This window comes from Blautia sp. Marseille-P2398 (assembly GCF_964240315.1).
Taxonomy (GTDB): Bacteria; Bacillota; Clostridia; order Lachnospirales; family Lachnospiraceae; genus Blautia_A; species Blautia_A wexlerae.
On sequence record NZ_CAXSTD010000001.1, the window covers coordinates 263,729 to 280,341 of the forward strand.

20 protein-coding genes and 3 pseudogenes are annotated in these 16,613 nt (G+C 40.0%); 7 read left to right on the forward strand and 16 right to left on the reverse strand.

Going from position 1 to position 16,613, the window contains the following annotated elements; translation table 11 throughout:
* Positions 1-29: 29 nt before the first annotated feature.
* Genes ACESZG_RS01230 through ACESZG_RS01245 form a run of 4 tightly spaced genes read right to left on the reverse strand, consistent with a single transcriptional unit; the run spans position 30 to position 2,355 of the window.
* Complete coding sequence (locus tag ACESZG_RS01230) at positions 30-305, reverse strand: hypothetical protein (protein ID WP_368211185.1); 276 nt, start codon at positions 303-305, stop codon at positions 30-32.
* Positions 283-1,254, reverse strand: a complete 972-nt coding sequence (locus ACESZG_RS01235; RefSeq protein WP_368211186.1) for a ParB N-terminal domain-containing protein — start codon at positions 1,252-1,254, stop codon at positions 283-285. Before ACESZG_RS01235 ends, ACESZG_RS01230 begins: the two co-directional genes overlap by 23 nt.
* Positions 1,244-2,029 (reverse strand): ParA family protein, encoded by a 786-nt coding sequence (locus ACESZG_RS01240; RefSeq protein ID WP_368211187.1) that lies wholly within the window; start codon positions 2,027-2,029, stop codon positions 1,244-1,246. Before ACESZG_RS01240 ends, ACESZG_RS01235 begins: the two co-directional genes overlap by 11 nt.
* 2 nt (positions 2,030-2,031) lie before the next feature.
* Entirely contained in the window at positions 2,032-2,355 is a 324-nt protein-coding gene (locus ACESZG_RS01245) for a SymE family type I addiction module toxin (protein WP_368211188.1), read from the reverse strand.
* 118 nt (positions 2,356-2,473) lie between these two features.
* Here ACESZG_RS01245 and ACESZG_RS01250 point away from each other — a divergent pair, with 118 nt between their 5' ends.
* The gene (locus ACESZG_RS01250; protein ID WP_009266066.1) at positions 2,474-2,701 is read left to right on the forward strand and encodes a hypothetical protein; all 228 of its coding nucleotides are present in this window, start codon (positions 2,474-2,476) and stop codon (positions 2,699-2,701) included.
* Positions 2,702-3,190: 489 nt separating this feature from the next.
* On the opposite strand, the gene ACESZG_RS01255 is transcribed toward ACESZG_RS01250, so the two are convergent.
* Complete coding sequence (locus tag ACESZG_RS01255) at positions 3,191-4,519, reverse strand: IS200/IS605 family accessory protein TnpB-related protein (protein WP_373217394.1); 1,329 nt, start codon at positions 4,517-4,519, stop codon at positions 3,191-3,193.
* A gap of 416 nt (positions 4,520-4,935) precedes the next feature.
* Here ACESZG_RS01255 and ACESZG_RS01260 point away from each other — a divergent pair.
* The 3 genes and pseudogenes from ACESZG_RS01260 to ACESZG_RS01270 all read left to right on the forward strand — a co-directional run.
* A pseudogene (locus ACESZG_RS01260) lies at positions 4,936-5,268 on the forward strand (transposase); the annotation flags it as partial.
* 421 nt (positions 5,269-5,689) lie between these two features.
* The gene (locus ACESZG_RS01265) at positions 5,690-5,863 is read left to right on the forward strand and encodes a hypothetical protein (RefSeq protein WP_005426514.1); all 174 of its coding nucleotides are present in this window, start codon (positions 5,690-5,692) and stop codon (positions 5,861-5,863) included.
* A complete protein-coding gene (locus ACESZG_RS01270) occupies positions 5,850-6,188 on the forward strand; it encodes a type II toxin-antitoxin system RelE/ParE family toxin (protein WP_055059021.1) in 339 nt (112 codons plus the stop codon). The genes ACESZG_RS01265 and ACESZG_RS01270 overlap by 14 nt, the downstream gene beginning before the upstream one ends.
* 53 nt (positions 6,189-6,241) lie before the next feature.
* Here the strand turns inward: ACESZG_RS01270 and ACESZG_RS01275 are convergent, their stop codons facing one another.
* Positions 6,242-6,601, reverse strand: coding sequence for an MmcQ/YjbR family DNA-binding protein (locus tag ACESZG_RS01275; protein WP_373217396.1), 360 nt, complete (start codon positions 6,599-6,601; stop codon positions 6,242-6,244).
* Positions 6,602-7,001: 400 nt separating this feature from the next.
* Here ACESZG_RS01275 and mobC point away from each other — a divergent pair, with 400 nt between their 5' ends.
* From mobC to ACESZG_RS01290, 3 genes and pseudogenes are all read left to right on the forward strand, one after another.
* Complete coding sequence (mobC, locus tag ACESZG_RS01280; RefSeq protein ID WP_008703806.1) at positions 7,002-7,343, forward strand: plasmid mobilization relaxosome protein MobC; 342 nt, start codon at positions 7,002-7,004, stop codon at positions 7,341-7,343.
* Positions 7,292-7,732 (forward strand): annotated as a pseudogene (locus tag ACESZG_RS01285) (relaxase/mobilization nuclease domain-containing protein); the annotation flags it as partial. The gene mobC and the pseudogene ACESZG_RS01285, both read left to right, overlap by 52 nt.
* Positions 7,733-7,774: 42 nt before the next feature.
* Positions 7,775-8,671, forward strand: coding sequence for a hypothetical protein (locus ACESZG_RS01290; RefSeq protein ID WP_373217491.1), 897 nt, complete (start codon positions 7,775-7,777; stop codon positions 8,669-8,671).
* Positions 8,672-8,694: 23 nt separating this feature from the next.
* Here the strand turns inward: ACESZG_RS01290 and ACESZG_RS01295 are convergent, their stop codons facing one another.
* The 10 genes and pseudogenes from ACESZG_RS01295 to vanR all read right to left on the reverse strand — a co-directional run bounded on the left by ACESZG_RS01295 (position 8,695) and on the right by vanR (position 16,609).
* On the reverse strand, positions 8,695-9,108 hold the full coding sequence (locus ACESZG_RS01295) for a response regulator transcription factor (RefSeq protein ID WP_025580539.1): 414 nt from the start codon (positions 9,106-9,108) through the stop codon (positions 8,695-8,697).
* A gap of 208 nt (positions 9,109-9,316) precedes the next feature.
* Positions 9,317-9,484: pseudogene (locus tag ACESZG_RS01300) on the reverse strand (tyrosine-type recombinase/integrase); the annotation flags it as partial.
* 121 nt (positions 9,485-9,605) lie between these two features.
* Positions 9,606-10,421, reverse strand: coding sequence for a recombinase family protein (locus ACESZG_RS01305; protein ID WP_242832812.1), 816 nt, complete (start codon positions 10,419-10,421; stop codon positions 9,606-9,608).
* A complete protein-coding gene (locus ACESZG_RS01310) occupies positions 10,337-11,377 on the reverse strand; it encodes a peptidase S11 (protein ID WP_368253960.1) in 1,041 nt (346 codons plus the stop codon). Before ACESZG_RS01310 ends, ACESZG_RS01305 begins: the two co-directional genes overlap by 85 nt.
* A gap of 43 nt (positions 11,378-11,420) precedes the next feature.
* Positions 11,421-11,924: a hypothetical protein gene (locus ACESZG_RS01315; RefSeq protein WP_008703815.1), complete on the reverse strand. Its 504-nt coding sequence runs from the start codon at positions 11,922-11,924 to the stop codon at positions 11,421-11,423.
* A gap of 27 nt (positions 11,925-11,951) precedes the next feature.
* The gene (locus ACESZG_RS01320) at positions 11,952-13,136 is read right to left on the reverse strand and encodes an ABC transporter permease (RefSeq protein WP_117456454.1); all 1,185 of its coding nucleotides are present in this window, start codon (positions 13,134-13,136) and stop codon (positions 11,952-11,954) included.
* On the reverse strand, positions 13,126-13,839 hold the full coding sequence (locus ACESZG_RS01325; RefSeq protein WP_004853372.1) for an ABC transporter ATP-binding protein: 714 nt from the start codon (positions 13,837-13,839) through the stop codon (positions 13,126-13,128). Before ACESZG_RS01325 ends, ACESZG_RS01320 begins: the two co-directional genes overlap by 11 nt.
* Before the next feature lie 4 nt (positions 13,840-13,843).
* The gene (locus ACESZG_RS01330) at positions 13,844-14,698 is read right to left on the reverse strand and encodes a hypothetical protein (protein WP_020994032.1); all 855 of its coding nucleotides are present in this window, start codon (positions 14,696-14,698) and stop codon (positions 13,844-13,846) included.
* 137 nt (positions 14,699-14,835) lie between these two features.
* Positions 14,836-15,921, reverse strand: a complete 1,086-nt coding sequence (locus ACESZG_RS01335; protein WP_008703821.1) for a cell wall metabolism sensor histidine kinase WalK — start codon at positions 15,919-15,921, stop codon at positions 14,836-14,838.
* On the reverse strand, positions 15,908-16,609 hold the full coding sequence (vanR, locus tag ACESZG_RS01340; protein WP_004853366.1) for a VanR-ABDEGLN family response regulator transcription factor: 702 nt from the start codon (positions 16,607-16,609) through the stop codon (positions 15,908-15,910). The genes ACESZG_RS01335 and vanR overlap by 14 nt, the downstream gene beginning before the upstream one ends.
* Between the last annotated feature and the right edge of the window lie 4 nt (positions 16,610-16,613).

The following is a 16,613-nucleotide window of genomic DNA, read 5'->3' on the forward strand; positions in this document are numbered from 1 at the left end:
TCACTTCGAAGATACCGCTGTCTTTTATGTTATACGCATTTTCTTACATTCAATTGGTAATCATCGTGTCTCACAATACTCTTAATCGCCTGTCTCAGACTTCTTGCGTGTCCGTGCTGATGATACCCGTCCTTAAAACGATGCTTATGGAATATGACCAAAGCTTCCTCTGTAGGATATCCGGCACAGTGCAGGTACCAGTAATGACCGGTATTCCTGCTCTGTATCGTCACATCCTGACTATCCGCAATTATGATATTGAAGTAATCTCCATCAATCCTATCAAGGCTCTTCTGTTCGAACATTCGCAGCCTCCTTACTAAACCAGGCTTCCAATGCCTGTTCCACTATTGCATCCACCTGGTTCGGGTCCATTCCCTTAAAATATTTCTCCACAATTCTGCTTGGAACCTTATAGCATTTCTTTTTGATAGGTTCTGTACTTAAATATCTTTTTACCATTGCCTCTGTCAGAGCACCAGAATGACTTCTAATCTTCATAACCATCTCTATGGTAATTTTAGTTTTCTTCTCCCTCATAATCTCATATACCATCGTCTGCTCATTCTCCGGAAGGAAAGCCAGCTGTAATGCCACCTTCGTATAGAGGGCACCTCTATCCACCATATCCTTGAAGGGTTTAATCAGGTCATTCAGCTTAAGTAATCTCCCCACAGAGCTACCGGACAACTCATATTCCTTGCCAATCATATCTCTGGTTTTCAGCCTGTGGTCATCGTGACCACGAGTGATCGAAATTTCTTTGCCTTCTAGACGAGCAATTTCTTCCAGAATATCATTTCTTTTTCCTTGACAAGCTTCCTTCTCATACCTTGCCTTCAACACCGCTGCCTTCTCCGATATTGCCAAATCCGAAAATGACCTTTGCATCAGATTCGTTTCGATTACATACACATAGGCCTCTTCCTCAGATAAATCGGTCTTCACTATTGCTGGTATTTCTTTAAGCCCTGCCAGCTTAGCTGCATTCCAACGGTTATGCCCGGAAAGCATTTCATAACCGCTATCAAGCTTCTGTACAATAACCGGATTGAGCACTCCGTGCTCCTTCACACTGGCAATCATATCTTCTAAGCGTTCTCCCTCATACAGATGAAACGGATGATCGTGAAAAGGCTGAATACCCTTCACTGGTAACATCTGAACACCTCTTGGCATTGTTACTTCTTCCATATCTCCCATCAGCAAATCTACTGCATCACCAAATACTTTTCTCTTTGAATTAGCCTTCATATGCAATTATCTCCTTTGCAAATTTTCTATATGCGATTCCTGCAGATGCTTTTTTGCTATACTGAGCAATCGGCATATTGTAGTAAATGCTCTCTCCCACCTTGACTGTTGTCGGTATCCTTGTATCAAATACTTTGATTTTTCCCTGGAAGCTTCCGGTCACTTCCTCTGTCAGAACCTTACAAAGAGTGGTTCTACTCTCACACATAGTTAAGAGAATGCCTGCAATCTCCACCTTCGGATTGATTCGCTTTTTAATCTTTGCCACAGTTCTTAGGAAATCCTCCAATCCCATCATCGCAAGAAGCTGAGGATTTACCGTAATAATCACCTCATCTGCCGCAGCCAATGCATTGATGGTAAGCATTCCCAAGGATGGGCAGGTATCAATCAGTATGTAATCATATCTGCTCTTCAACGCTTCCAGGACCTCTGCCAGCATCCTCTCTGCACCCATTTCTGTTCTAAGCTTTGCATCCACCACAGACAGATAAATGGATGATGGAATATAGTCTACGCCCTCTCTACTCTGGATATAATCCTCAAAGCTCTCTGGCACCTCTTCTTCCATCTGAGCCATCATCAGATGGCCAATCGTATATTCCAAGGCTCCGGTATCCTCTACTCCGTAACAGGTAGTCAGATTTGCCTGACTATCAAAATCTACCGTCAGCACCTTCTTGCCCAGTTCCTTCAGAGAATAAGCCAGGTTAAGTGTGGTCGTGGTTTTACCCACGCCACCTTTTTGTGAACCGATAACAATAATCTTTCCCATAATTACTGCACCTCTCTTCCGTTATATTCAGTGCTACTTTCAGCCACAAACTGAGCATGGAGCTGTTCCTTCTCTGCCTGGAAACGCTTCTGGAGCTTCTTCATTTCCTTCTCCATGAATTCCGTTTCTGCCTTTGCCATTGCAGCCTTTTCTGCATCCGGAGTAATAATCAGCTTCCCATCCTCACAGCTGACACTGATGTAATCACCAATCTCAAATCCCATTTCCTTAAGCCACTGCCCTTTAAGAATGATGGTAGGTGTTGCCTTGTAGTTATATCCGCTCTGTTCATGAACCTTCATGCTTCTAATCTTCTGATTTTTCATAAGCTTGTCTCCTTTTCCAATCAAATGTTATTTTTTGAAAATCTTACATAGTCTTATGTATCAATCTGTGCTATACTCTTTACAGGCATATCTGCCAATACACATCCTGGAGGCTGTCATGAGTGAAGAGAAAAATGGTTCCTATAAGGGCTTAACCGAAGCTCGCAGAAGAGCGAACAAAAAATATAATGACCGTTTCGTTGAAATTAAGGTTCGTGTCACCCCAGAGAAGCGTGCCATCATAAAAGACCACGCAGAAAAGATGGGTGAAAGTGCTACTGCCTTTATCAATCGAGCAATCGATGAAGCCATGAAACGCGATCAGGAATCAAATCCCGAAACGTAAAACATCCGGTGACGTATGGATACATTTCCACACATCACCGGATGATTTTTCCGCTCAAAAATTATCTCCGTTGTGTAATTTTCTATATGAGTATATTTGCAACAAGGCTCCCCATCTGCATGTTTTTTTCGTTATTTTCTACACATTTCAAATGGTCTAAACCTGGTCTAAAACAGAACTGTGAAGCTTCCCTTTCCCCGATAAATCAAGACTTTTTAGAGAGTTGCCAGTATATTGCCGTGGCAGACAAATAACACTCTTATCATTGCTTAAAACTCCTTGAAATGCTGTATTTACGCTGTTTACAGGTATTTTCCGATAATCGTGAACCTCACATGGCTAAAGTCACGTGCTTCCAGACGCTTTAGGCGTCAGACTGAATATCGGCGGATACGCCTGTAACTTAGGTCTGCACAGTTATGTGCTTTTTCCATGCCGGATACGGCAGGTTCCCACATTACAGGTAATCCGCTGTATATCTGCCTGTGTTTATGCTACTTTTAAGATCTCCATTTGCAGATGAAGTTCTCTTAAGTCAGCATAAACACATGAGGTTCTACGCTTTACAGGAGGGACTTTTGCCTCCAGTAAAGACCTTTCCGTTGCCGGAAGGGGTTTTAAAAGTTCCCTTATAAAATATCTCGCTCCTATATTATAGGATGCTGACAGGTCACAATTATATCGTTTTCCTGTCTGGAAAGTACAGAGGCTGTGGTTTTTCCAGTCACGTGTTACCGCCCCGGAACCATCATAAGCCAATCTGCTGGTATTCCATGCGCAGATCCTGGATACCCGCATCCCTTTCCTGTGTGCCTGATGTTCACAACACTTCTGGATATCTCTTTTTCTCCACAGGTGCAGTTTCTGTTTTTTCTTTCCCGATATCTTCCCCTGCATCTCCAGATACTCGAACACGATCACATCTGCATGGTTTTCTTCCGCATATCTTACAATCGCACCTGCAATCTTTTTACCCAGTTCTGTGTTCAGACGTTTCGTATATGCCCATCTTCCCTGTGTCTGCGCAGAGCCATGTTCCCTCTGGGATCTGCGGATCCGTCCCAGTGTGCGGTACATCCGGTCTTTTTCACTGGGATGATCTATGAATCTTCTTCCCAGGACAGTTCCGTCTGCCCGCATGATGGTACAGACTGCATCGGTATTGATCCCTAAGTCCACGCTGCAGATGATCTGTTCTTTCACAGGTGTTTTGGTAAGTGTTACTTCCTCTTTATAGGAAAAACGCAAAAAATACTTCTGGTGTCTCTTTTCCAGAATCGGGGCAGATGCCTTTTTCCCTGACCAGCATTTTCTCAGATATTCCATATCCGTATGATCCAGACGTACGCAGGACCATTTCCAGTCATGACCGTCATAGAGTTTCAGGTATGCTTCGTCTTTCCCTTCCGCGCCTTCACGATACATGACATCACGGTAGAAGACCGGCATGGCGTGGTTTTCATATACAAGCTTTGGTTTCCCGCTCTTTCCGTCGGTCTTTTCCCATAGATCCAGCCGTGTTTTATAAGAGGATACTGTCCCCAGTGCATGCTGGATGGCAGATCTGCGCAGATAGGAAGGCATCTTTGGGAACCGGATATCAAAATCAAAACAGGCATGGTTTTTCTTCGTAGTATGTACCAGATGTTCTGCAGCATTAAAACGCCTCTTTGTATCCGGGATTTCTGCTAATTCTTCCCATACCTGCACATAAATCCCAATCAGATAGCTGACAGCAGAACGATAGATCTCCAGTGTCTGTCGGATCGGGATATTCTGTTTTCGTAATTCTACACCATAACTGGATATTATCTGCATTTTTATTTTTCCCTGATAACTGTTTTCTCAGATTCTGTTGTTTTTTCTACTACCCATAGCTATATTTTAGCACATATAGCGCTAAAAATAAACATATGTTTTCCTTTGGGTAAAAAATTTGCGCGTCTAACTCATCACTACTACAATATATTTATGGGTAATCCCCTTACTTCCAGTAAGGATTTATCCATCTCATTACTTAAACTGTTAGAATGTAGGATGCAATGGTATATCGACTTCATCACTTGGACCTCGCGTCCGTACTTTAGACTGATAACCGGCTCCTCATTCACAGTGCTCGTTTTATGCAGGTTGAATCACATTAGGTGCATTCGTGTCACACACAGTAGTTTGAACAGGTAATGAGTAAAACTGGTATTTATCCATTGTAATATTTTTTAAGGAGTGATAAATTTATGAACGCAGTAGGTATCGATGTTTCAAAAGGTAAAAGTATGGTTACAATTCTGAGACCATTTGGGGAGATTGTATCCTCTCCTTTTGAGATTAAGCACACATCCAGTGATATCCATTCACTTATTAAACTTATTCATTCTATCGAAGGTGAATCCCGGGTTGTAATGGAACATACCGGCCGCTACTACGAAGCACTTGCTCACCAGCTTTCAGCAGCAGATCTCTTTGTCAGTGCTGTTAATCCCAAGTTGGTCAAAGATTTTAATAACGATTCTCTTCGCAAAATCAAGTCCGACAAAGCTGATTCTGTCAAGATTGCCCGCTACGCTCTAAAGTAACGAGAATGCGACGCGCAATTATTCAAAAATCAAATAGACTTTCCAAAACTTCATCTTTAGAAGTATAGTAACAATATTTTTCCTTAAAATCAATAATAATACTTCATCTTTAGAAATTTTCGAGGATCAGAATGATTATTTATTGGGATAAAAAAACGAACAGTAAAAACAGAATAGGACAACGGGTAAAAGAATTACGAAAGGCTCATAATCTTACTCAGAAAACGCTCGCTGCCAAATTACAACTTGCAGGATATGATTTTAATGATCTGGCAATCCTGCGAATATCTTCTCGGTCTGACGGACGCTCCTGCAAAATAATTTAATTGTATTGCCTCCAATTATATGCTAAACTATGGATAGATACTTCCGAACAACATACACTATTTATAAACCGTATGATTGGAGTGATTTTATGGAATTAACAAAAAAAGTCCCTACAACCGATAAAAACCAGGAAAACAATCATCTTCTCCGCATGTTAGACCGGGGAATTGATGATATGGAAGCTGGTCGTGAATTGCCACTGGAAGATGCTTTTCGCAAAATCACAGAATTAAGGGATGCACGAAGAAATGCAAGAATATAAAATTATTTTAACCTGGGAAGCAATTTACGATGTCACAGACATTGCAGATTATATTGAAGAAGAATTCGGCCAGCAACGTGCTGACCGTTTTCAATCTGATCTGAAAGAACAAATGCAGAATTTAAGTCAGTTCAGTACTGCCTTTCCCCGAACTCAAATTCTGTACAGAGGATATTCCATACATAAAAGATCTTTTCCGCCATCTATTATTTTTTATATTATAATGGAAGAAACAAAAGAGATTCATATTCTCCGAGTGCTGCGCCATGAACGAGATTGGGAAAATATCCTATTGCAAAGATCAACTTATACATATCCAGAATAAATACCTGGGAGCCGATCAGAGATTTTTCTGAAAGGCTTCCTTTTTAATTTTAATTACTTCCCACTGTCAATTAAATCATAACTCATATCCAGAAAATCCAGTGTCTTAGCTTCACTGACAGAATCATCCAGAAGAATCGTAATCCAGTGCCGCTTATTCATATGATACCCCGGTAAAAATCCATACGTTTGAATAATCATCCCAACCAGATCAGGATCACATTTTACATCTAGGATATTAATTTTTCCATCTTCTTCTAATCCCAGTGTTTTCTTTTCCACTGCCATAATTATAGCATACCATTTTCCATTTTTATGTCGAAGCACCGCAGAATCAGAATCTTTTTTCCATAAATATTCCGGTTCCGTTCCATATTGCTCTTTCACATATTGAAAAATTTCTTCACGTTCCAAATTTATCCCTCACTTACGATTTCTTGCTCTGATTATACGCTATCAGGATTATATTCTCAACCACTTCTCACAGTTCTATTTATGTTTTATAGCTTTTGCATAGCCTGCTTTGCAGGCTACACCCCAAAAGAAGCAAGCACTGCCAGTGTCATGACACCTGGCTCATTTTACAAAATTTCCCCTTCGGTTTATTTTGTAAAAATGTATCAGGGAGTATCCCTGGCCCTCTCATATTTTATAATTTCTTAATTTGACGCTTCTGCCTACTCCTGTTAAAATAAACTGTAGACACATCTGTCCAAAACATCATACAGCCAAGTAATATAACTGTCATAGCCGAACTGGTTAGACAGTTTTTTTGTACTCTTTTTTATAGAAAAAAACGAATTGGAGGATTTCAATGAGCAAACGTACCAGAATTCATCCCGTACAATTTTATTTGAATGATGACGAACAATACATTTTAGAAGAAAAATATCGTCTTTCCAGGATGAAAAGCAAATCTGCCTTTCTACGGAAAATGATCTTATATGGATTTGTATATGAAGTAGACTACTCTCATATCCGAAAAATGAATACCCTGCTGGGCAATATCAGCAGCAATTTGAATCAGATCACCCATCGTATAAACAGTAGCAATACAGTTTACCAAAAGGACCTGGACGATATAAAGGAGTTAATGGAAAAAATATGGCAGTTACAAAAATCCATGGTATCAAAACAACCGTTGATAAAGCAATAGAATACATCTGCAATCCAGATAAAACTGACCAGAATCTATATATTTCTTCCTTTGCCTGCTCTCCCGAAACAGCCGCTCTTGACTTTAAATACACTTTGGATCATACACATGACTGCAGAGATCCGCACAATACAAATAAGGCATTTCATCTGATTCAGGCATTTTCCCCTGGTGAAGTTTCCTATGAAGAAGCCCATCAAATCGGCAGAGAACTTGCGGATCGCTTGCTGGAGGGAAAATACTCCTATGTTCTGACAACACACACTGATAAAGGTCATGTACATAACCATTTAATTTTCTGTTCTGCAGATAACATCACTTTTTCTCATTACCATGACTGTAAAAAGAATTACTGGAAAATACGAAATCTCAGCGACACTTTATGCCAGGAACATAACCTGTCCACAATTATGCCAAATGGTAAAAAGGGAATGAAATACAATGAATGGGCTGCAAATAAATCTGAATCCAGTAAAAAAACGCAGCTGCGAAAAGATATAAACCAGACAATCCGAATCGTTTCCACTTATTCAGAATTTCTTACATTTATGGAAGCTAAAGGATATGAAATAAAAAACGCAGAATTTGGCGAAAACAGCAGAAAATACATTACCTTTCGTTCTCCCGATATGTCCCGTCCAGTGCGTGGAAGTGCTAAATCTTTAGGAAAAAACTTTACTAAGGAACGTATCAAAGAACGCATTAATAATAAGCTTCACAGAACTACTGTTCCTTCTGTTCGTAATAAGTTAATAGACACCAACACTCCCAATATAGCAGGAAACATTGGACTTCAGAAATGGGCAAATAAGGAAAATTTAAAAATTGTCTCTGCTGAATATAACAAGATGCTCACACATAATCTACATAATTTTTCAGAACTTGAAGACCGCATAGCCTTGTTACATATGCAGCAAAAAGAGGTAAATACCTCTGTTGTTTCTCTCGAGTCTCAGATACGTCATCTTCGAGAAATGCTAAAATATGCCAAACAATATCAGAAAAATAAAATTTACGATGACCATTATAAAAGTTCCAAAGATCCGGATCGTTATTTCCGTAAATATGAATCTCAAATTATTCTTTTCGCTGGTGCTGAACATATTTTACAGGAAAATGGCATGGACCTGAAGCATCTTAATACCAATAAGTTACAGGAGCAACTTTCAGATCTTATTTCCCAAAAAAAATCACTAAATACTCAATATGTTTCTTTTAAGCAAGAAATAAAAGAGTTGGAATTGATACATCAAAATCTGTCCAAATATCTCAAACAGGATGCTCCTGAAATACAAAGATCTTCTCATAACAAACTCCCTTCTTTGTAAAACCATAATAATAGGCAGCGATTTCACTTGCTGCCTAAATTCCCGTTAAACCGATATCCTACACCTCGTACTGTTTGTATATATAATGGTTGTCCAGGATCATCTTCTATTTTTTCTCTGATATTGCAGATATGTCGCATAACCACATTATAATCACCGGAATAAGGTTCATTCCATACCAGATCATAAACCATTTCTTTTCCAAATATTCTACCTGGACTTTTCGCTAAAAGAAGTAAAATATCATATTCATATTTTGAAAGATGAACATCACTATCATTCTTTTTAACAATTTGTTCCTGTAGATATATTTTTAATTCTCCAAACCTTATAATTTCCGGTATGAATTGGTTTTTATGTTCCCAGCTAGTCAATATGTTTTCACTTATGCTTCCATTAGCATCTGTGATTCTCTCAATAATTTCTATCTTTTTCACCTTTATTGCCTCTACATTATTAATTTTAGATTCTATTTATCTAAATCTTTTTTCTTTATCTATCCATAAGTCCGCGAATGCTGGAATATCCCGTATTTACGGACTTTTTTTCACTTTTCAATAGGTCGATACCATACTTAACTCCGCATATTTCCGCTTCATTCTGCTTTCAAAAGTAGTAAATCGGTAGTAATCCAGCCTTTTACTACTAAGCTACAAATCGCTGTAATTCTGATTTTACCGTTTCAAGTGAAGCGTGAGTGTAGAGGTTCAATGTGATTGTGATATTGGAATGTCCCATGACATATTGCAGTGCTTTTGGGTTCATTCCTGCGTTGGCTAACCTTGTGCAGAATGTATGACGCATGACATGTGGATGTGTCAAGTATAGGACAAAAAAAATTTTATTTTTTTCTGCCGAAGACTATCTGACGCTTCCATCAGGTAGTCCCAGCACCTTTATTATCTTTTGATAAGTCATTCTTGTCCTGCTCAAGTTATCTCTGTTCTGAAAAAATATCGTCAAAATTCCATTCGATTTCAATTTCATCCTGACTATGAACACGGATCACCTTGATAACCTCACGCAGCTTCTCTGTATCGAACTTCTGAATTCCCAAGAAATCTTTTAGTTTTATTTTATCAGAAAGTTCATTTTGTTCAAGAAGCTTTTTACTATTCTTCGCATCTTCTATCTTTCGTTTTATTTCATCCAGCTGTACACTTATCTTTTCAGCTCTCTGCTTATACGAATCACGATCTATACGACCATCTTTGTAATCATCATAGAGTTTCATCTTTTCCGAGGTCAACTGTCGGCTCTGTTTTTGCAATTCTGTAGTATTGATCTCTTTGTATTCACATTGTCTTTTGGAAGATACTTTCTTTCCTTTTTTCAACATTGACGCTGCATACTGACGGACAAGCCCAAGGATATTCTCCTCCATCGGTTCCCTACGAATCACCAGACTTCGGCACACAGGATCACCATTGGTTCTGGCATCTGAACATTTCAGCAGATGCTCTGTTTCTTTTAACAGAGAATGCCCACAGTTGGCACATATCAGCAAGGCCGGCTGTTTTTTACGTCTTTCCAGAGTAAAATTGGTGCGTGATTCTGCAACACTTCTCTTCTTTTTCGGATGCATTTCATTTGCTTTTTCAAACAATTCCCTGTCTATAATTGCCGTATGATGATTTTCCAGGCGAACCCATTCTGTTTCATCATTCAGAACTGCTTTATGGCCCGTATGCATACTGCAACGTGTTTTGCCCCAGATTCTGGTTCCAATATAAATCTCATCCCGGACGATTGCCGATACTGTCGTAGGGCTCCAGTGTTTCTTTTTGATCGTGTCAAACCTCTGGAACTGCACCTGATCCCCTCTTGATAATTTCTGCTCATCACAAGTAGCAATCGCCTGTGCTGCTGATAAAGCACAATCAAGTTATAGTCGTCAGACAGAGAGCTAGTCTTAATTCCGCATACATTTTCGTTGTAATATTCGGATGTCGGATCAAGGAAGGCGTTTGTATTCTGCCATATTTGTGTACTGCCATCAGGCAGTGTTGCCGTATAAGTGTTTTGAGATACAATTTCTCTAAACCACGAGTATTCCAACAACCGATATACTACTTCTTTCAAATCTAAAGTGGTGGTAAGTGCCTCCATATCAAAACCACTCGGATCATATAAAACTGTGTCTAAGTACCCCTGCTGTTGCAAATGCAGGTTTAAGTTCTCCATGAAAATCCTCACACGCTCTTGACAGCTTTCTGCTTGCGGCGAAAGTAATCCTCCACAATAATCAGCAACCACATAAGCTGCGTCATTCCCTGACGGTACTAACATTGCCGCAAATAGATTGTGTAAAAAGTATTCTTTTTCCTTGATTTGAGCAACAGACGAGCCAGGTTTCGTGAGTGAAATAGCACCATAGTCTGCAACAACGATACTATCAAGGTCTGCTAAAGTTGACGCATACTCAATAACAAACAGCTTGGCTAAACTTGCAGGAATTTGTGGCTCGTTCTCGTTTTTTGAAACAAATATTTCATCATCAGAACAATCCACCAAAATCAGCGATTTTGCATTATAAGAGTCAGGAAAATCTTCTTTGTAGAGAAAACCATTTATTTTATTCTTTACCTCTCTGAAATTTTCCGGCTGCATTGCCCACGGCACAAACATTATACCTATGCCGATACAAACTACAAGCAAAAACAAAAATACTCCAAATCGTTTTTTCTTACGGCGTTTTCTCTGCATATATGTGCTCACCTCCCAACACCAAAACTCCTATGTGCCATTTTTAATCGGCATAATTTGCCTGAATACACTCTGTAAATCCAGACGGATCTCCCAACTTAGCTTTATCAATATTATCACGAAGATATTTGCGTGTGGCGTCATCACAGCGATCTGTTCCCATATAAGGCATATCAAAGGCTTTTTCGAGTTCAGCTAAGGCTTTTGCCGCCCTTTCCGAATTCGTATTGTAAGTATCAAGCCATTCCTGCATCCAAGAATATTCCCAAAGGTTAGATGCTCTTGTATCGCCATATCCTATCTGAAAAGACGCTCCCGTATCTTCGCCTTCCAAAGCATCAGGCGGCGTAAAGCCCTCCGGCCAATTCAAACTCTCAATGGTCGTTAGGTATTCTTCTTCAATGGTAGCAAAGTCCGTGAAACCTCTTGTGTTTGTGTCGGAGTCCGAAGAAGTGGAGCAGCCTGCCAGCATAATCACCAGCAAAGAAATCATAACACACAATAACAGTCTGTACGGTCTTTCGGATTTTGAGATTGTTCGTTTCATTTTGTTTCCTCCTTGAATTGAGTTTTATTATCTAAGAGCCAATGCAGGCTCTAATTTTGCTGCTTTCAATGCTGGTAATAATCCGCCCAATAATGCTGTAAGCACAGACACAGCAACTGCAACAACAGCAACGCTGATTGGATAACTCGGTGTTCCCACCGGGGAATCCACAGGGAGCAACGCTCCAATACAATGCACCAAAATCAGCGAAATCAAAATAGCTGCAAAGCAAACGAATATTGATAAAATCAACTGTGAGCCTAAAACCAATGCCACAATATTTGTTCGTGAAGCACCTATCGCTCTGCGGATCAGCAACTCATGTGTGCGCTGTTCCAATGAAGATAGTCCGATATTGATCTGCCCTAATACGGAAACAAACAGCAACAAAAGCGAAGTAACCAAAAGCCCTAATTGCAGTATGGACAATACCGAATCATAGGTATCTCCAATATCACTCCGCCCAGCACTTTCCCAGTAACCGCCAATGGTATCAGTCAAAATGTCGCCAAGGGCAGAATGTATCTGTTCGATTGTCAGTCCTGTTGTGGGATGCCAATACACATTTGCATTTTGTACTTGCCACATTGCTGGTGCGAAATTGAGGATCGCCGCAGAATCCGCATAGATAGTCGGAAAATCCCTGCCATCGTTTACTACTCCGACAATATTGAATGGGGTTAACGAAAGTGTGCTTTTTACATTTCCTGCAGCATAGGGCGAATCATTAAAATAGTTTTTAGCTTCTTTGTTTATGACCACTTCAAGCGATCCGCCCTCACTCGAAGGCTCTAACCATCTACCGGATGTCATTGGAAGATTATAGACTTGACTATATGCCTCCGTGGTGCAAACTAAATCAAAAGCCATCAGGTTTTGGTAAACATCATTCGGCGGTATTGGCGTTAAATCTTTCATTGGTGCAAATCGAATATCTTCTCCCATAGAAAAAGTAACAGCGGCTACATCATCAATGGCTTCAAATCTCTGGAATAATTGTTCCATTTTATTTCTATCGTGAAAATCGGATTCCGTTATCACGAATGAGTAAGTAGGTGACCAGCCATATACCTGTGCGTTTACGGAAATCAAATACTCCCGTCCAAGCGTACCAACTAATACCGATCCAAGCATTGCGATAATGCCTACAAGCATTGAAACACTTGTCAGAATACTTCTAAGTGGAGACAGACGAAGGTCTTTAAGTATCATTTTTAGCACAAGTTATCCTCCCTCCATCCATTTCAAAAATCGTATCACAGGTATCTGCAATATCAGGATCGTGCGTAACCAACAGCAGCATAATTCCATTTTCTTTTACGACGCTGTGCAACAGTTCCATAATCTGCGTTCCCGTCTTTTTATCCAACGCTCCCGTAGGCTCATCACATAAAATGGCTTCCGGAGATACTGCAAGCGCCCTTGCGATTGCAACTCTTTGTTGTTCACCGCCGGACAAATTGATTGGGTAATCATTTTCCTTGCTTTCTAAGCCGACACTTTTTAGCAAGCCTGTAATTATCTCGTGACGCTGTTTGGCGGTAAACGACTTTTTGGCATAGAGTAGGGGTAATTCGATATTTTCCCATACCCGCAAGTGCTTAATCAGAGAGTAGTTCTGAAATACAAATCCGATATTATTGGCTCGCAGTATAGACAGATCACGGTCTTTCAAAGCAGAAATAGATATACCATCATAAAGGTACTCGCCCTCATATTCCCGATTTAACAAGCCAATAATGGATATAAGGCTTGTTTTGCCTGAGCCGGACTTTCCGACAATGGCATAACTGCGCCCTCGTTGCAATTCCATATTAGCGTTGGTTACTGTTGTCAGCATATCGCCATTATTCAATTTGACGCTTGCTTTCAAATCCTTTATTTTGATTAAAGTCTTTTCGGAAATTCCTTTCATTTTATCAAATCCCCCTCGGATCAAGGTTTGGCGGAGTAGCAGAAACTACATCGCCCTCCTCTAAGCCGGACAGTATTTCTATATTGGCTCCGTCTGTCACACCCAATGTCACTTTTGTTTCCACTCTTTCTCCATTCGGAGTAATTACAGTAACCAATCCCGTCCCTTGTCTACCCGCTATTACCGACAGCGGCAATATAAGGACATCATTTCTCGTTGTCGCCGTTATGACTACCGTTGCACTTTGCCCCGATTTCACATCGACTGTTTGACTGATCAAGCATTGCAGAATGCCCTCTTGCGGCACGATTCCCGTAAACGCATTTTCATCTGCGGCAGGCGACACCACGGCAATCATATCGGTTGGTCCTACACCATCATATACTTGAAATTTTGCTTTCAACTCTGCATACTCCGGTAAGGTACTCAAAAAATTATCTGCCTCTACATTGAGGGCAAATCCTGTATAATGCACTATCGCTACGGGATAATTACTCGGTACGCTTTCATTGGATGGGGCAATAGAGGTAATTGTACCATCCACCGGAGATTTCAATTCTTTGCCGTTCACAGTTCCAATAATTTGCCCGGCAGTGATTTTTTCTTCTAATTCTACCGCTGTATTAAATATGCCATTTTCGGGTGAGGAAATAATAAACGGTACTGCCGGAACAATAGTCGTTTGCGTTGAAACGGTTGGAGTAATTGTCCCTCGTACAACTGATACCGTTTTTTCTGCGGATGTTGCGCTATCTGTAAGATTGTTTTCGTCTGTCTGCCCAATTGCAGAGCAGGCAGATAGCGTAAATACAAGAAACAAAATAGAACATAGCAGCATTTGTTTTCTTAGCAACTTCATCATTCCTCCTTATGCTGTATCACAAAAAATACGAGCCTCTATCTTGATACTTTTATTGTACCAAAACAGAAGCCCGTATTTTCTTGATTGCTCGTAAGGTATTCCTCTTTTTTTCTATGCAAATTCTTACAATTTTCCTACGCCAACGGCAAAGTAATTGAAAACTTGTTTTGATCCTCTTGGCTCTCTGCAACGATTGTACCATTGTGTAGTTCAACAATCTGCTTTGCAATCGCCAAACCTAATCCAGCTCCTCCACTGCTTGTACTTCTCGCTGCGTCAAGCCGATAAAACTGCTCGAAAATCCTGTTTAACTTTTCTTCCGGCAGAGTATCGCCGTGGTTACAAAAAATAATGCTGACCGTATCTTCCTGACATTGTGCGCTGATCGTGATATCCGTATTTTCAAAACTGTAGATAACCGCATTTCTCAAAAGGTTATCAAAAACACGCTGAATTTTGTCTGCGTCACATCGAAGCATTATATCATCATCAACACAAAGATTACATTGCAAATTCTTTGATTTGAGCATAGGCTTAAATTCATATACAAGTTGCTCCAGCAGGCGAGTTAAATTGATTTTCGTGTATTGTAATGTAATATCGTATATATTGAATCGTGTTATCTCGAAAAACTCGTTAATCAGATCCTCTAACCGTTCTGCCTTACCAAGAGTGATTGAAAGGTACTTTTCTCGAAGTTCCTTTGAGATTTGCGACTCATCACGCAGTAAAGTAAGATACCCGATTACAGAAGAAAGCGGTGTTTTCAAATCGTGTGCAAGATACATAATCAGGTCATTTTTTCGCTGCTCATTTTCTTTTGCAAGCCTTGCATTACTTTCAGCCTCTTGTTTTAACTGATTGATGTTAGCGGCGATTTCACTCAACTCCGGGGACATTTCAATGTAACTGACATTCTGATCGAACATTTTTCCTGTCGCAGCCTGTACCTCGTACACATAGGCGACTACTTTTTTCAAAAGTAGGTATGTCATGTATATAATACAGCCACCCCACACGATTACAGCCACTATATAAAGATATACTGTTCTGTAATACAAGTAATAATACAAAACATACTTGCGGAGAATTTCCTCTGCCATAATTCCTAAAAGAAAAGTACCGCCAAAAATAAGCACAGAGCAAATCGCACATTGAATTACATACCCTTTGAACAAGGTAGAGAGCAGATAGTTTTTTTCTTTTTTATTCAATTTCATACCCTACCCCCCAAACAGTTTTAATGAACTTCGGATTTTTTGAAGGTTCATTCAATTTTTCCCGAAGCCGCCCAATGTGCGCCATTACCGTATTGTTACTGTTGCGAAGATACTTTTCTTTCCACACGGCTTCAAATAATTCCTCCGAGGCGACAACTTTACCCTGATGTTCGCACAGATACCACAGAATAGAAAACTCCAACGGAGTCAAGGCTATTTCTTTGCCATACAAGTAGCACTTGTGGCTGACTCTGTTTATCAGTAGACCTCTGATGTCATACTCGTCTTTTTCTTCGGATTGGCTCAAATTAGGACTGTTATAGCTCTGATAACGCCTTAATTGCGTCTTTACTCTTGCCACAACCTCTAAAGGATTAAACGGTTTCGTTATATAATCATCCGCACCAATCGTAAGCCCCATAATCTTGTCGCTATCCTCAATTTTGGCGGTAAGCATAATAATAGGGAAGTAAAACTTTTCCCGAATTTTTTGGCAAAGTCGAAAACCATCAATATCCGGCAGCATAATATCAAGTATCGCTAAATCAATCTGCGACTGTTTGATACATTTCATCGCCTCTAACCCATTATAACATTTATATACTGAATAACCATCGTTACTCAAATACACTTCAAGCAGATCAACGATTTCTTTTTCGTCATCCACAATTAAAATCTTCTTGTTCATTGAT

Bases quoted from the DNA above. Each gene is read 5' to 3' on its own strand.
- ACESZG_RS01310 (WP_368253960.1), bottom strand. From the start codon at position 11,377: ATGCAGAGAAAACGCCGTAAGAAAAAACGATTTGGAGTATTTTTGTTT.
- ACESZG_RS01230 (WP_368211185.1), bottom strand. From the start codon at position 305: ATGTTCGAACAGAAGAGCCTTGATAGGATTGATGGAGATTACTTCAAT.
- ACESZG_RS01250 (WP_009266066.1), top strand. From the start codon at position 2,474: ATGAGTGAAGAGAAAAATGGTTCCTATAAGGGCTTAACCGAAGCTCGC.
- ACESZG_RS01245 (WP_368211188.1), bottom strand. From the start codon at position 2,355: ATGAAAAATCAGAAGATTAGAAGCATGAAGGTTCATGAACAGAGCGGA.
- ACESZG_RS01270 (WP_055059021.1), top strand. From the start codon at position 5,850: ATGCAAGAATATAAAATTATTTTAACCTGGGAAGCAATTTACGATGTC.
- ACESZG_RS01335 (WP_008703821.1), bottom strand. From the start codon at position 15,921: ATGAAATTGAATAAAAAAGAAAAAAACTATCTGCTCTCTACCTTGTTC.
- ACESZG_RS01255 (WP_373217394.1), bottom strand. From the start codon at position 4,519: ATGCAGATAATATCCAGTTATGGTGTAGAATTACGAAAACAGAATATC.
- ACESZG_RS01265 (WP_005426514.1), top strand. From the start codon at position 5,690: ATGGAATTAACAAAAAAAGTCCCTACAACCGATAAAAACCAGGAAAAC.
- ACESZG_RS01240 (WP_368211187.1), bottom strand. From the start codon at position 2,029: ATGGGAAAGATTATTGTTATCGGTTCACAAAAAGGTGGCGTGGGTAAA.
- mobC (WP_008703806.1), top strand. From the start codon at position 7,002: ATGAGCAAACGTACCAGAATTCATCCCGTACAATTTTATTTGAATGAT.
- ACESZG_RS01235 (WP_368211186.1), bottom strand. From the start codon at position 1,254: ATGAAGGCTAATTCAAAGAGAAAAGTATTTGGTGATGCAGTAGATTTG.
- vanR (WP_004853366.1), bottom strand. From the start codon at position 16,609: ATGAACAAGAAGATTTTAATTGTGGATGACGAAAAAGAAATCGTTGAT.
- ACESZG_RS01320 (WP_117456454.1), bottom strand. From the start codon at position 13,136: ATGATACTTAAAGACCTTCGTCTGTCTCCACTTAGAAGTATTCTGACA.
- ACESZG_RS01325 (WP_004853372.1), bottom strand. From the start codon at position 13,839: ATGAAAGGAATTTCCGAAAAGACTTTAATCAAAATAAAGGATTTGAAA.
- ACESZG_RS01290 (WP_373217491.1), top strand. From the start codon at position 7,775: ATGAAATACAATGAATGGGCTGCAAATAAATCTGAATCCAGTAAAAAA.
- ACESZG_RS01330 (WP_020994032.1), bottom strand. From the start codon at position 14,698: ATGAAGTTGCTAAGAAAACAAATGCTGCTATGTTCTATTTTGTTTCTT.
- ACESZG_RS01315 (WP_008703815.1), bottom strand. From the start codon at position 11,924: ATGAAACGAACAATCTCAAAATCCGAAAGACCGTACAGACTGTTATTG.